This window comes from Micrococcus sp. KRD077, assembly GCF_017168505.1.
GTDB classification, from domain to species: domain Bacteria; phylum Actinomycetota; class Actinomycetes; order Actinomycetales; family Micrococcaceae; genus Micrococcus; species Micrococcus luteus.
This window is the reverse complement of record NZ_JABFAZ010000007.1, coordinates 1-14,842: the sequence shown is the minus strand read 5'-3', so window position 1 is coordinate 14,842 and position 14,842 is coordinate 1. Positions and strand designations below refer to the sequence as shown.

8 protein-coding genes and 1 tRNA gene are annotated in these 14,842 nt (G+C 72.6%); 1 reads left to right on the top strand and 8 read right to left on the bottom strand.

The window, feature by feature from the left end; translation table 11 throughout:
• The 4 genes from J1M39_RS02095 to J1M39_RS02080 form a co-directional block, all read right to left on the bottom strand.
• Positions 1 to 1,671: a monovalent cation/H+ antiporter subunit D family protein gene (locus tag J1M39_RS02095; RefSeq protein WP_010078749.1), complete on the bottom strand. Its 1,671-nt coding sequence runs from the start codon at positions 1,669 to 1,671 to the stop codon at positions 1 to 3.
• Positions 1,668 to 2,099 (bottom strand): cation:proton antiporter subunit C, encoded by a 432-nt coding sequence (locus J1M39_RS02090; RefSeq protein ID WP_010078750.1) that lies wholly within the window; start codon positions 2,097 to 2,099, stop codon positions 1,668 to 1,670. The genes J1M39_RS02095 and J1M39_RS02090 overlap by 4 nt, the downstream gene beginning before the upstream one ends.
• Positions 2,096 to 4,969 carry a DUF4040 family protein gene (locus J1M39_RS02085; protein ID WP_113914423.1) on the bottom strand — a complete coding sequence of 958 codons (2,874 nt, stop codon included), beginning with the start codon at positions 4,967 to 4,969 and terminating at the stop codon, positions 2,096 to 2,098. The genes J1M39_RS02090 and J1M39_RS02085 overlap by 4 nt, the downstream gene beginning before the upstream one ends.
• 70 nt (positions 4,970 to 5,039) lie before the next feature.
• A tRNA-Leu gene (locus J1M39_RS02080) sits at positions 5,040 to 5,121 on the bottom strand.
• Between the two features lie 175 nt (positions 5,122 to 5,296).
• On the opposite strand from J1M39_RS02080, the gene J1M39_RS02075 reads away from it, so the two are divergent.
• Positions 5,297 to 5,893: an ANTAR domain-containing response regulator gene (locus J1M39_RS02075; protein WP_113914422.1), complete on the top strand. Its 597-nt coding sequence runs from the start codon at positions 5,297 to 5,299 to the stop codon at positions 5,891 to 5,893.
• An 18-nt stretch (positions 5,894 to 5,911) separates the two neighbouring features.
• On the opposite strand, the gene pyk is transcribed toward J1M39_RS02075, so the two are convergent.
• From pyk to lgt, 4 genes are all read right to left on the bottom strand, one after another.
• On the bottom strand, positions 5,912 to 7,399 hold the full coding sequence (gene pyk / locus J1M39_RS02070; protein ID WP_159228127.1) for a pyruvate kinase: 1,488 nt from the start codon (positions 7,397 to 7,399) through the stop codon (positions 5,912 to 5,914).
• Positions 7,400 to 7,475: 76 nt separating this feature from the next.
• A complete protein-coding gene (locus J1M39_RS02065; protein ID WP_020624213.1) occupies positions 7,476 to 8,936 on the bottom strand; it encodes a glutamate synthase subunit beta in 1,461 nt (486 codons plus the stop codon).
• A complete protein-coding gene (gltB, locus tag J1M39_RS02060; RefSeq protein WP_113914420.1) occupies positions 8,929 to 13,581 on the bottom strand; it encodes a glutamate synthase large subunit in 4,653 nt (1,550 codons plus the stop codon). Before gltB ends, J1M39_RS02065 begins: the two co-directional genes overlap by 8 nt.
• Before the next feature lie 204 nt (positions 13,582 to 13,785).
• Positions 13,786 to 14,736, bottom strand: a complete 951-nt coding sequence (gene lgt / locus J1M39_RS02055) for a prolipoprotein diacylglyceryl transferase (protein WP_206496422.1) — start codon at positions 14,734 to 14,736, stop codon at positions 13,786 to 13,788.
• Positions 14,737 to 14,842: the final 106 nt, after the last annotated feature.

The window sequence follows — 14,842 nt, the reverse complement described above, 5'->3', positions numbered from 1 at the left end:
TCATGGGTTGAGCACCGCCTCGATGTACCTGCTGGGGTCCATCAGGCCCTGAGCCGCGAGGTCGGTGACGGTCCACAGGGCCTGACCGCCGAGCCCGAGGGCGAGGGTGGCCATAGCTAGGACGACGGCGGGGGCGGCCAGCCGGCCTGGGATGCGGGAGCGCGTGACGTCCTCGTCCGGATCCACGGTCACCGGCAGCACGCCCGTGGGCGGATCGAGGGTTTCCTGCGAGGCCCACGACTCGGTGCGCTCGTGGTCGGTGCTCGAGCCGCGGCCGGAGGGCGACGGCACGGAGCCCGCCCGGCCCACGATGGGCATGGCCGCGGTGGCCAGGCGCTCGCGGTGCCCGTGTGGGGCCGTCGGAGCGCCCCAGAACCAGGCGTCCCACACCCGCAGCAGAGCCCACAGGCTCACCAGGGAGGCGCCCAGCACCAGCGCAGCGGTGACACCGCGGCCGGCGTCCAGGCCGGCGCTGACGAGCATGAGCTTGCCCACGAACCCGGAGAAGGGCGGGATGCCGACCAGGGAGAGCAGGCCCACGAAGAAGGCGACGGCGATCAGCGGCTCGCGCCGGGCCAGGCCCTGCAGGTCCGCGAGACGGCCGGTGCCGTAGCGCACCTCGATCGCGCCGGCCGCCATCAGGAGGCAGCCCATCGCCACCATGTGGTGCACGAGGTAGAACAGGCCCGCCGCGAGACCCAGGCGCGTGGAGAGCCCGAGTCCGACGAGGATGCCGCCGATGCCGCTCACCATCTGCCACGACAACACGGCGCGCACACCGTGCTCACCGACCGAGGCGAGCGCACCCACCACGAGGGTGGCGAGGGACAGGACCAGGATGAGCGGCAGCAGACGCGCATCGCCGTCGTACATGACGGAGTAGATCCGGTAGAGCCCGTACACGGCGACCTTGGTGTGCAGGGCGGCGAAGAGGGCCGTCACCGCCGGGGAGGTCGAGGAGTACGCCCAGGCCAGCCAGCCGTGCAGCGGGGCCACCGAGGCCTTGATGGACAGTGCGAACAGCACCATGCCCGCGGCGATCGCGATGCGTGGGTCCGCCGCGGCGGACCCGGCGAGCATCGCGAGGTTCACCGAGCCGGTCAGCCCGTAGACGAAGCCGACGCCGACCAGGAGGATCGTGGAGGTTAGCAGGTTGAGGGTGACGTACAGCCGCGCCCCGTCCACTCGGCGCAGGGGCTCACGGCGGTTGGCGGAGAGGACGTAGAGGCCGTAGCTGGGCACCAACATGACCTCGATGAACACGAACAGGTTGAACAGGTCCGCCGTCAGCAGGGCGCCGTTGACTCCGCCGATGAGGATCAGGAGCAGCGGGGCGAAGAACTGGGAGTTAGCGACGCGGGAGCCGTAGGCGAACGCCGCGCCCACGATCGTGAGGGCGCTCGTGAGCACGAGCATCAGGGCGGACAGCATGTCCGCTGCGAAGCCGATCCCGATGCCCCCGGGCCAGCCGCCCAGCGAGGTGGCGAGCACGGACCCGTCGAGGGCGTGGACGCCCAGGGCCAGCCCGCCGGTGGTGACGAGTCCGAGCACCGCGAACAGGACTGCCCGGTGGAGGCGGGGACGCTCCCCCGCCAGCACGAGCAGACCGGCGGACAGCAGCGGGACGGCGGCGAAGAGGGGCAGCAGCTGGCCCAGCGGGACGGCGCTCATCGACGCACCTCCGGGCCCTGGCCGGCGTAGTGCTGCGCGATCCGGCCGGCCGCGGCGTGCCGCTCCTCGCGCGGGAAGCGTGCGTCGGCGGCGGCCTGCTCCAGGGAGTCGCGGGTCTCCCCCGGCGAGGCCACCGCGTCGTCCGCGCGCCCGGTGACGGCCAGCGCGAGCAGCAGCACGGTGATCGCGAAGGCGATCACGATAGCGGTCAGGACGAAGGCCTGCGGCAGGGCATCGGCCTGCACCTCGACGTCTGAGGTCCCCGCGAAGGGCAGCCCGCGGCGGTCGGTGCCGCCCGCGGCGATGATGGCCAGGTTGGCGGCGTGGCCCAGCAGGACCATGCCGAGGATCACGCGCAGCAGCTCGCGCTTGGAGAACAGGTAGAACGCGCCGAAGGTCAGAAGTCCCACGGTAAGGGCGACGGTCATCGGGTGACCTCCTCTCGTGCAGTCGTGGTGGTCGGGGCCGAGGGATCGGAGGACGGGGCCGCCGGCGCGACGCCGGGGTCACGGCTCGAGGCGCGGAGCGGGTCCTCACCCGGCCGCTCGGGGCCGAGCAGGGAGAACGCGGCCACGATCAGGCCGATCACGGCCAGGTACACGCCCATGTCGAACGCGAGCGTGGTGGAGAGCCCGTAGTCCAGGACCTTCACTCCCGCGGCTCCGAGGAAGCCCTTGCCGGTGAGGTAACCGACGATCCCCGTCGCGGTGCCGACGGCGATGCCCGAGCCGATGAAGGCCAGGTACGGCCACCGCAACTCCGGGGCCGTGTCCGAGTCGGCGGCCAGGTAGAGCAGGGCGTAGCCGGCACCGGCGACCAGTGCGGCGATGAAGCCGCCGCCGGGCTCGTAGTGCCCGCGCAGCAGCAGGAACGCGGACAGCAGGATGATCAGCACGCCGAAGACACGGCCGAACACCCGGATGTGGACGAGGTTCTCGCGCACGTGGGCGAGTGGGGAGCGCATGTCCACGGCGGAGGGCTGTGGAGGCGTCGGCCGACGGTTGAGCAACAGGGCCGCGATGGTCAGCGCCGTCGCCCCGAGCACGGTCATCTCGCCCCACGTGTCCACGGCGCGGAAGTCCACGAGGATCACGTTCACCACGTTGGTCCCCCCAGCCTGGGCATAGCTCTGGGTCAGGTAGAAGTGGGCGATCTCCGACATGCTGGAGCGGCCGGTGAACGCGAGCACGCCCAGGGTCGCGGCGACGCCGGCGACGGAGGCGGCGAGGACCGCCTGCATCCTGCGCGGGGTCGGCTCGTCGCTGAAGCGGGCGGGCAGGCGGCGCAGCAGCAGCACCATGACGCACACCGTGAGCACCTCGACCATCAGCTGGGTCAGGGCCACGTCCACGGCGCCGAGGGTGAGGAACCACAGGGTCATGCCGAACCCTACGACGCCGACCACCACCATGGCGGCGATGCGCGTCTTGGCGCGGATGGTGGCGATCACGCCGGCACCCACCAGGACGACCAGCACCCAGTCGTGCCAGCGCGAGGGCTGGCCGACGACGGCGGGCAAATCCTCGATCGTGGCGACACCGGCCACGGCGAGGAGCCCCAGGACCAGGGCGGGGATGAGGAGGTGGGGGCGGGGAGCCAGGGTGCCGGAGGCGCGCGAGACGACCGCGCCGACGCCGATCAGCCGGTGCCGAACCTCGTCCACCGCATCCAGGGCGGAGAACGGCAGGGCGGCGTGGGAGGCCACGCGCTCCACCGGGCGGCGCAAGGCCACCAGCAGCAGACCGAGCACGATGATGGCGGCGGAGACGAGCAGGGCCGTGTTCACGCCGTGCCACAGCGCCAGGTGCGCGTGCACCTCCGCGCCGGAGGCGGCCTCGGCCGCGTAGGAGACGGGGGTGTCCAGCACACCGGGCAGCAGGCCCAGGGCCACGCCCGCGGCCGCGGCCAGCACGGGCACGCCCCAGAAGGTGGCAGGAGCCTCGTGGACCTCGTCCTCCCGGCCGGTCGGCCACGAATGGGCGGCCCCGTCCGGGCTTGGACCCCAGAGGCCCAGGGCGCCGAGCACGAGACGGCCGGAGTAGGCCACGGTGAACACGGAGGTCAGGGCGATGCCGGCGGTGACGAGGACGGGGAGCCATGCGGGACCGGGGGTCCCGAGAGCGGCCTCGACCAGGCCCTCCTTGGAGATGAAGCCGAACAGCGGCGGGATGCCCGCCATCGACAGGGCGGCGACGGCGATCGCCGTGCCGGTGACCGGCATGCGCACGTGGCGGGCCGCGAGCTCTCGCAGGTCGCGGGTGCCGGCCTCGTGGTCGACCACGCCGATCAGCATGAACAGCGCCGACTTGAACAGCGCGTGCGCCACGGTGTGCACGATCGCCGCGGTAAGCGCGACGGGGGTGCCGATGCCGATGGCGGTCACCAGCAGGCCCAACTGGCTCATCGTGGAGTAGGCCAGCAGACCCTTGAGGTCGTGGCGACGGATCGCGGAGACGGCGCCCAGCAGGGCCGTGATGAGGCCCGAGCCGATCAACAGCGCGGACCACACCGGGTTCCCGGCCAGGACCGGGCTGAACACCAGCAGCAGGAAGATGCCGGCCTTGACCATCGCCGCGGCGTGCAGGTAGGCGGAGACCGGGGAGATGGCCACCATGGAGTCCGGCAGCCACGCCTGGAACGGGAACTGGGCGGACTTGGTGAACGCGGCCACCGCCAGCAGGACGGCGACCGTGGTGGTGAAGCCCGCCTCGGACCACACGTCCGAGGCCAACACCCCGGACAGCGAGGCAGTGCCGGTCCGCACGGCCATGAGGGCGACGGCGGCCAGCAGCGCGAGGCCGCCGCCCACGGTCACGAGCAGGGTCCGGATCGCGGGGTCGCGGGCGTGGTCCCCCGAGCGCCCGATGAGGAAGAAGGAGGTGAAGGAGGTGAACTCCCACGCGACGAAGAGGACCACGATGTTGTCGGCGAGCACCAGCAGCAGCATCGACGCCGCGAACGCGGTCATCAGCAGGTAGAAGGAGCCGGGGCGGCTCTCCGCGCGGTCCCGGCTGAGGTACCGGCTGGAGTAGGCGAGGATCGCCGCGCCGATGACGAGGACGATCATGGCGAACACGAGGGCCAGGCCGTTCAGCCGGAGGTCGAGGTCCACCCCGATCGCGGGGATCCACGGATGGTGCTCCGTCCGGACGCCGCCCGTCCACGCCGCGACCAGCACGCCGGCGGCGGCGAGCAGGGGTGCGGCCAGGACCCAGCCCGCGTCCCTGCCCAGCGCGCGGGAGGCCGGGACGGCCGCCACCACCGAGAGGAGGGTCAGCAGGAGACTGGTCAGGAGCACAGGACACCACTCAGCTCGGGTCGATCGGTCACGGACACGGCGCCCACGGCGGGTGGCCGCGCGCCGACGGTGCCCGAAGTGGGACTCGAACCCACACGCCTCTCGGCACCGCATTTTGAGTGCGGCGTGTCTACCGATTCCACCATTCGGGCAGTGCCGCCCGGAGGCGGGACTCGATCACCCTATCAGCGCCCCGACCCGGCGTCCTCGGCCTTCCGGCGAGGGTCCCCGCCGCCGCGCCCGCGCCGCGCCCATCGCGCACGGTAGCCTGGTGGACCACCAGCGGCGCCGCACCGACGCCGTCCCGGCCCGCACGAAGGAGCTGCCGTGTCCACGCTGACGCCTCCCGAGGAGACCGGCCTGCGGGCCGTCGTCGCCGAGGACGAGACCCTGATCCGCCTCGACCTGGTGGAGGTGCTCACCGGGGCGGGATACCGGGTGGTCGCCGAGGCCGGCGACGGCCGCGCCGCCGTCGAGGCCGTGCGCGAGCACCGCCCGGACATCGTGGTGATGGACGTGAAGATGCCCGTGATGGACGGCATCGCGGCCGCGAGCGAGATCGCCGGGGAACGGCTCGCCCCCGTGGTCATGCTGACCGCCTTCAGTCAGCGCGAGCTGGTGGAGCGCGCCCGGACCGCCGGGGCCATGGCCTACGTGGTCAAGCCCTTCACCGAGGCCGACCTGGTCCCCGCGATCGAACTGGCCGTGGCCCGCTTCGACGAGCTGCGCAGCCTCGAGGCCGAGGTGCGGGACCTGGGCGACCGCCTGGAGACCCGCAAGATCGTGGACCGGGCCAAGGCGCTGCTCCAGGAGCGGATGCGCCTGACCGAGGCCGAGTCCTTCCGCTGGATCCAGAAGACCTCCATGGACCGGCGCCTGACCATGCGGGAGGTCGCGCAGGCCGTCATCGACCAGGTCGGCTGAGCGGCGCCCGCGCGCTCGTCAGAGCGGGGAGCGGGCCGGCCAGAAGCCGACGGGCTCGCGCGTCTGCGGCGACGCCGCGGACGAGCCGCCCGCGGCGTCGTCGCCCACGCGGTGCACGCGCAGCGTGTTCGTGGAGCCCACGGCCCCGGGAGGGGACCCGGCGGCGATGACCACGAGGTCGCCGTGCTGGGCGATGCCCTCCGATGTGAGCGACTGCTCCACCTGGAGGGTCATCTTGTCGGTGGAGTCCTGGAACGGGACCATCTTCGGATAGACGCCCCACGTCAGGCACAGGATGTTGTGCGTGTGCTCGTGGTGGGTGAACGCGTAGATCGGCTGACGCGGCCGCAGGCGGCTGAGCCGACGGGCCGAGTCGCCGGACTCGGTGAACGTGGCGAGGAACGGGATCTCGAGCTGGTTCGCGACCTCGACGGCGGCCCGGGTGATCGCGCCGCCACGCGTGCGCGGACGCGAGCCGAGCGGGTGGATGAGCTCGAGGCCGTGGGTCTCGGTGGACTCGATGATCCGGGCCATCGTCTGGACCGTCTCGACCGGATACGCGCCCACTGAGGTCTCGCCCGAGAGCATGACGGCGTCCGCGCCGTCGAGCACGGCGTTGGCGCAGTCCGAGGCCTCGGCGCGCGTCGGGCGCGGGCTGTCGATCATCGACTCGAGCACCTGCGTGGCCACGATGACCGGCTTCGCCCAGCGGCGGGCGAGGTCCACTGCGCGCTTCTGCACCACGGGCACGTCCTCGAGCGGCAGCTCCACGCCGAGGTCGCCGCGGGCCACCATGATGGCGTCGAACGCGTCCACGATGGCCTCGAGGTTCTCCACCGCCTGGGGCTTCTCGATCTTGGCGATGACCGGGACCCGGCGCTCCTCCTCGTCCATGATCTCGTGCACCCGGTCCACGTCCGCGGCGTCCCGCACGAAGGACAGCGCCACCATGTCCACGCCGGTGCGCAGCGCCCAGCGCAGGTCCCGCTCGTCCTTCTCGGACAGGGCCGGCACGTTCACCGCCACGCCGGGCAGGTTGATCCCCTTGTTGTCCGAGACCATGCCCGGCACCTCGACCTCGGCCAGCACGTCCGTGTCCGTGACCTCGACGGCGCGCAGGCGCACCTTGCCGTCGTCCACCAGGAGCACGTCGCCGGGGGCGACGTCCCCGGGCAGCCCCTTGTGGGTGGTGCCCACCAGCTCGCGGGTCCCGGGCACGTCCCGGGTGGTGATGGTGATCCGATCGCCCCTCTCGAGCAGATGCGGGCCGTTGGTGAAGCGCCCGAGGCGGATCTTGGGGCCCTGGAGGTCGGCGAAGATCGCGACGGGGCGGCCTTCCTCCACGCTGAGGCGGCGCACCCGCTCGTAGGACGTCTCATGCACCGCGTGGTCGCCGTGGCTCATGTTGAGGCGGACGACGTCCGCCCCCGCGCGGATGATGGCGCGGGTGGTCTCGTCGGAGTCGGTGGCGGGCCCAAAGGTGGCGATGATCTTCGCGTGTCGCATGCGACCCACGATAGGGGGCGGGCCCGCCCTCGGTGGAGGGCGGGCCCGCGTGGCGTCGGAAGATGAGACGGAGAACTCAGCCGAGGACGAGGCCGCGGTCGTCCGGGTCCACGGGGTGCGGCAGTCGGGACCAGCGCTCGAGCGACTCGTCGACCTCCTGCGCGCACGCACGCCCCTCGGCGATGGCCCAGACCACCAGGGAGGCGCCGCGCCCGGCGTCGCCGCACGCGAACACGCCCGGCTCGTCGGTCTCGTACCCGTCCTTCCGGGCCACGAGCCCGCGTGTCACGTGCACGCCGAGCTGCTGCGTGAGCAGCCCCTCCTCGATGCCGGTGAAGCCCAGCGCCAGCAGCACCAGGTCCGCCTGGACCTCGCGCTCGGTGCCCGCCTTGGGCCCGCGCGTGCCGTCCTCGCGGTACTCGGTCTCCGCCACGCGCAGGGCGCGCACGCGGCCGTGCTCGTCGCCGAGGAACTCGACCGTGGAGGCAAGGTGCGCGCGGGCGCCGCCCTCGGCGTCGGCCGTGGTCTGCTGGTGGACCTTGGGGATCGTGGGCCACGGCTGGTGGACGGGGCGCTCGACCGGCAGCTGCTGGCCGATCGCCAGCGTCGTCACGGACGCCGCCCCCTGGCGGTGCGCGGTGCCGATGCAGTCCGCGCCCGTGTCGCCGCCGCCGAGGATCACCACGTGGCGCCCCTCGGCGGAGATCTGGTCCGGGACCTCGTCGCCGGCGACCGCGCGGTTGGACTGCACGAGGTAGTCCATGGCGAGGTGGATCCCGTCGAGGCCGCGGCCGGGGACGGGCAGCTCGCGGGCCACGGGGGCGCCGGTCGCCACGATCACGGCGTCGAAGCGGGCCTTGAGCTGGTCCCAGGGCAGGTCGACGCCGATCTCCACGCCGGTGCGGAACCGGGTGCCCTCGGCCTCCATCTGCGCCAGGCGCCGGTCCAGGACGTCCTTCTCCAGCTTGAAGTCCGGGATGCCCAGCCGCAGCAGGCCGCCGAGGCGCTCGTCGCGCTCGTAGACCACCACGGTGAAGCCGGCGCGGGTGAGCTGCTGCGCCGCGGCCAGTCCCGCCGGGCCCGAGCCGACGACGGCCACGGTGTGGCCGTTCAGGCGGGCCGGCACGACCGGCTCGAGCCAGTCGTTGTCGAAGATCTGCTCCGCGATCGCCACCTCGGTCTGCTTGATGGTGACCGCGGGCTGGTTGATGCCCAGGGTGCAGGAGTCCTCGCACGGGGCGGGGCAGATCCGCCCGGTGACCTCGGGGAAGTTGTTGGTCGAGTGCAGTCGCGCGGCGGCCTCGTCCCAGCGTCTCCGCCGGACCAGGTCGTTCCACTCCGGGATGAGGTTGCCCAGCGGGCACCCGGAGTGGCAGAACGGGATGCCGCAGTCCATGCACCGGCCGGCCTGGGTGCGCACGATCGCCTCGTCCTGGCGGACGTACACGTCCTTGAAGTCCATGATGCGCACCGGCACCGGACGCGTGGGGCGCTCGACGCGCTCCCGGTTCTTCAGGAATCCGCGCGGATCAGCCACGGGTCACCTCCAGCAGTCGGTCCCAGACGGCCTCCCCGTCCGGGTCGAGTCCCTCGGCCGTCGCGGCCTGACGGGTGCGCAGCACGAGGTCGTACTGCCGGGGCAGGACGGTCGTGAAGCGGTCCCACGCGGCGTCGGCGGCGTCCCCGCCGGCCCGCAGGTCGGCGAGCAGCGCGGCGGCGACGGCGGAGCCCGTCTCCGCGCGGTGCAGCTCCAGCAGCTCGGCGATCCGCAGCCGGTCCTGCGCGGACGGCGCCTCGAGGATCAGGGCGTCCTCGCGGACGGCGAGTGGGTTCAGGTCCTCCCGGTCCAGGTCCAGCACCCAGGCCCGCCCGCCGGACATGCCGGCGGCGAGGTTGCGGCCGGTCTCGCCGAGGATCAGCGCCTCACCGCCGGTCATGTACTCCAGGCCGTGGTCGCCGATGCCCTCGGCCACCGCGGTGGCGCCGGAGTTGCGCACGAGGAACCGCTCCCCCACGCGGCCGCGCAGGAACAGCTGGCCCGAGGTGGCGCCGTAGCCGATCACGTTGCCGGCCACGGTGTTCTCCTCGGCCACGAACGGGGCCTCGGCGTCGGGGCGGACGATCACGCGTCCCCCCGACAGGCCCTTGCCGACGTAGTCGTTGGCGTCGCCCGAGAGCCGCAGGGTGACGCCGGCGGGCAGGAAGGCGCCGAGGGACTGGCCGGCCTCGCCCGTCAGGCGCACGGTGATCGTGTCGTCGTCCAGCTCGTCGGCGAGCCGCGTGCTCGTGACGTGGTAGCCCAGCAGCGTGCCCACGGACCGGTCCGTGTTCACGACGGCCTCGTCCATCACGACGGGCGTGCCCGTCGTGAGCGTGTCCCCCAGCCGGGCGATGAACCGGTGGTCGATGTGGGAGGCGAGGTCGTGGTCCTGCTCGGTGGTGCGGCGCATGGGCGCGTCCTCGCGGCCCGGACGCCGGCCGACGGAGGGGTCCGCGAGGATGCCCGAGAGGTCCAGGCCCTCGGACTTCCAGTGGTGCAGGGCCGCGTCCACGTCGAGCAGCTCGCGGTGGCCGATCGCCTCGTCGAGCGTGCGGAAGCCCAGCTGCGAGAGCAGCTCGCGGACCTCCTGCGCGATGAACTCGAAGAAGTTGACGACGAACTCGGGCTTGCCCGTGAAGCGCGCGCGCAGCTCGGGGTTCTGGGTGGCCACGCCCACGGGGCACGTGTCCAGGTGGCACACGCGCATCATGATGCAGCCGGAGACCACGAGCGGGGCGGTCGCGAAGCCGAACTCCTCGGCCCCGAGCAGTGCGGCAATCACGACGTCCCGGCCGGTCTTGAGCTGCCCGTCCACCTGGACGGTGACGCGCTCGCGCAGGCCGTTGAGCATGAGCGTCTGCTGCGCCTCGGCCAGGCCGATCTCCCACGGGGTGCCCGCGTGCTTGAGGGAGTTCAGCGGGGAGGCGCCCGTTCCGCCGTCGTGGCCGGAGATGAGCACGACGTCGGCGCGCGCCTTGGCGACGCCCGCGGCCACCGTGCCCACGCCGGACTCGGAGACGAGCTTGACGTGGACCCGCGCGGTCGGGTTGGCCCGCTTGAGGTCGTGGATCAGCTGCGCCAGGTCCTCGATCGAGTAGATGTCGTGGTGCGGCGGCGGCGACACCAGGGAGACGCCCGGGGTCGAGTGCCGCGTGCGGGCGACCCACGGGTACACCTTGGTCCCCATCAGCTGGCCGCCCTCGCCGGGTTTGGCGCCCTGGGCCATCTTGATCTGCAGGTCGGTCGCGGTGGCCAGGTACAGGCTGGTGACGCCGAACCGGCCCGAGGCGATCTGCTTGATCTTCGAGCGGCGCTCCGGGTCCAGCAGGCGCTCGGGGTCCTCGCCGCCCTCGCCCGAGTTCGAGCGGGCGCCGAGGCGGTTCATGGCGATCGCGAGGGTCTCGTGCGCCTCCTGCGAGATGGAGCCGTAGGACATCGCGCCGGTGGAGAAGCGGCGCACGATCGACTCGACGGGCTCCACCTCGGAGACGGGCACCGGCGGCCGCTCGCCCGTGCGCAGGCGCATGAGCCCGCGCAGGGTCATGAGCTCCTCCGCCTGGTCGTCCACGCGACGCGTGTAGTCCTTGAAGACGTCGTAGCGCCGCTCCCGCGTGGAGTGCTGGAGGCGGAACACGGTCTCGGGGTTGAACAGGTGCGGCGCGCCCTCGCGCCGCCACTGGTACTCGCCGCCCACCTCGAGCTCGCGGTACGGGTTGATGTCGTTGCCGTCCGGCGGATACGCGAACTCGTGGCGCGCCTGGATCTCGGCGGCGACGACGTCGATGCCCACGCCGTCGAGCGGGCTCGTGGTGCCCACGAAGTAGCGGTCCACGAAGCGCCGGGACAGGCCGAGCGCCTCGAACGTCTGGGCGCCGGTGTAGGAGGCGACCGTGGAGATGCCCATTTTGGACATGATCTTCTGGACGCCCTTGCCGAGCGCCTTGATCAGGTTCGCCACGGCCTGCTCGGCGGTGACGCCCGAGACCTCTCCCGTGCGCACGAGCTCCTCGGCGGACTCCATGGCCAGGTACGGGTTGACCGCGGAGGCCCCGTAGCCGAGCAGGACGGCCACATGGTGGACCTCGCGCACGTCGCCCGCCTCGACGATCAGCGAGCTCTTGGTGCGGTTGGCCGAGGCCAGCAGGTGGTGGTGCACGGCGGAGGTCAGCAGCAGGGACGGGATCGGCGCCCACTGGGCGGTGGCGCCGCGGTCGGACAGCACCACGTACTCCACGCCGCGGTTGACGGCGGCCGAGACCTGCTCGCAGATCGCCTTCAGCTGGGCGCGGAGCTCCTCGACGCCTCCGGCCACCCGGTACACGCCGTTCACCTTGAGGGTCAGGCGGGTGCCGTCGGCGTCGCGCAGGTGCTGGATGCGGGCCAGCTGGTCGTTGTCGATCACGGGGAACGGGACGTCGACCTGGCGGGTGCGCACCTGCTCGAGGGAGAGCACGTTGCCCTGCGGGCCGATCGCGGTGCGCATCGAGGTCACCTGCTCCTCGCGGATCGCGTCGAGCGGCGGGTTCGTCACCTGGGCGAAGGACTGCACGAAGTAGTCGAAGAGCAGCCGGGGCCGCTTGGCGAGGACGGCGATGGGCGTGTCCGTGCCCATCGCACCGAGCGGCTCGGCGCCCGTCTGGGCCATCGGCCCGACGAGGATGCGCAGCTCCTCCGAGGTGTACCCGAAGATGCGCTGACGCTGCAGGATCGACTCGGAGGTGTGGCGGACGTGCTCGCGCTCGGGGAGCGACTCCAGGTCCAGGAGGTTCTGGCGCACCCAGTCCTCCCACGGCTGGGCGGAGGCGACCTCGGCCTTGATCTCGTCGTCGCCGATGATCCGGCCCTGCTCGGTGTCCACGAGGAACATGCGCCCCGGGGCCACGCGCCCCTTGCGCACCACCGCCGAGGGCTCGATCGGCACGACGCCGACCTCGGAGGCCAGGACGACGAGGCCGTCGTCGGTGACCCACCAGCGGGCGGGGCGCAGGCCGTTGCGGTCCAGCACGGCGCCCACCTGGGTGCCGTCGGAGAAGGCGACGGCGGCCGGTCCGTCCCAGGGCTCCATGAGCATGGAGTGGTACTGGTAGAAGGCGCGGCGGGCCGGGTCCATGGTCGCGTGGTTCTCCCACGCCTCCGGGATCATCATCATGATCGCCTGGGTGAGCGGGCGCCCGGAGAGCATGAGCAGCTCCGCGACCTCGTCGAAGGAGGCCGAGTCTGAGCCGATGGGGCTGATCAGCGGGAACAGGTCCTCGGGGACCTCGCCGAGCATCGGGTGCTTGAGCTGGCCCTGACGGGCGCGCATCCAGTTGCGGTTGCCCTTGACCGTGTTGATCTCGCCGTTGTGCGCGATGGTGCGGAACGGCTGGGCCAGCGGCCACGAGGGGAACGTGTTGGTGGAGAACCGCGAGTGGACCACGCCCAGCCGGGTGGTGAACCGCTCGTCGGAGAGGTCCGGGTAGAACGGCTCCAGCTGGGCCGTCGTCAGCATGCCCTTGTAGACGATCGTCTGGGACGAGAGCGAGGGGAAGTAGACGCCGGCGCGGGACTGGGCGCGGCGGCGCACCCGCCACGCCCGCACGTCCAGCGACTGCCCCGGCTCGGTGCCGTCCTGACCGTCCGCCAGGGACAGGAACAGCTGCTCGAACGCGGGCATGGCCGCCCGGGAGCCGACGCCCAGGGCCGAGGGGTCGGTGGGCACCTCGCGCCACGCCAGGACCTGCAGCCCCTCCTCCTCGGCCAGCCGCTCGACGGCCTCCTTCGCCTCGGCGCGCTCGCCGTCGACGGGCGGCAGGAAGGCGGTGCCGGCGACGTACTCGCCCACGGGGGGCAGCTCGGCGTCGACGACGGCACGGAACAGCTCGTCGGGGATCTGGGTCAGCAGGCCGGCGCCGTCGCCGGTGCCCTCGTCGGCGCCCACCGCCCCGCGGTGCTCGAGCGCGCGCAGGGCGGTCAGCGCGTGCTGGACGATGTCGTGGCCCGGGGTGCCCCGCAGGGTGGCGATGACGGCGAGGCCGCAGTTCTCGGTCTCCCGGGACGGGTCGTAGAGGCCCTGGGCGGCGGGGATGTCCGCATAGCGGACGAAGGGATCCACCGGTCCCCCCGCGCGGGGGGCCGAGGCGGGCGAGGATGCCACGGGCATGGTGCCGTCCTTTCCGGAGAGCAGGGGCTCGGACGGGGACGGCGCTGGCCCCGACGCACGGGGCCGACGGCCCCGAGGTGGAAGACACACTACCGGGCGCGACGTCCCACTGTGCGGAACCGGACGTTACTGTGACACGCCGAATGTCCACCATGTGGGACACCGGGGCCCCGGGCGCCCCTCGCGGGCGCGCCGGGGAGCGGGTCAGCGCCGGACGGCGTCGTCCTCCGCCGCGCCCACGGCGTGGGACCCGGAGCGGCCCGCGGCGACGGCGGCGCCGTCGTCGCCCTCGGGGGCGTGCCCGGCGCGCCACACGCTCTGGTGGGCGTGGGGGCCGGCGGCCGCGCCGCGATGGCGCAGCAGGATCCCGACGATGAACGCGAGGGCGATGACGAACACCAGCAGGGACGTCCACACGTTGAGCCGCTGGGTGACGCCGAAGAGCGTGACCATCTCGGCGTCGTCGATGCGCAGCATCTCGATCCACGTGCGGCCCACGGTGTACCAGGCGACGTAGGACCACAGCATGAGGCCGTGGCGCAGGTGCAGCGCGCGGTCCACGAGGAGCAGCAGCGCGACCCCGGCCAGGTTCCACAGGCACTCGTAGAGGAACGTGGGGTGGAACAGCGTGTCCGGGGCGTAGCCGGCCGGGAAGTTCGGGCTGGCCGGGTCGACCTCGAGCCCCCAGGGCAGGGTCGTCGGGCCGCCGAAGAGCTCCTGGTTGAACCAGTTGCCCCACCGGCCGATGGCCTGGGCCAGCAGGATGCCCGGCGCGACGACGTCGCCGAAGGCCGTCAGCCGCAGCCCGTAGCGGCGGCACGCGATCCACGCGCCCACGGCGCCGAGGGCGATCGCGCCCCAGATGCCCAGTCCACCGTTCCACACGTACAGGATCTGGATCGGGTCGCCCGTGCCGTCGAAGCCGGGCCCGAAGTACCGGTCCGGTGAGGAGAACACGTGGTAGAGCCGACCGCCCACGAAGCCGAACGGGATGGCCCACAGGGCGATGTCGAGCACACGGTCCTCGGGGCCGCCGCGGGCGCGCCACCGACGCTCGGCGAGCCACAGCGCCAGGACGATGCCCAGGATGATGCTCAGCGCGTACGCGTGGATCTTCACCGGGCCGATCTCGAAGCCGTCCCGGCCGTGCGTCAGACCATGCTGTTCTCGGCCACCATGCCGGGTCCCGTGGTCGCGATGGCGCGCCGCTACATGACGCAGCCGACCCACATCCGCGCGGCGGACCCGGAGGACGAGGGCC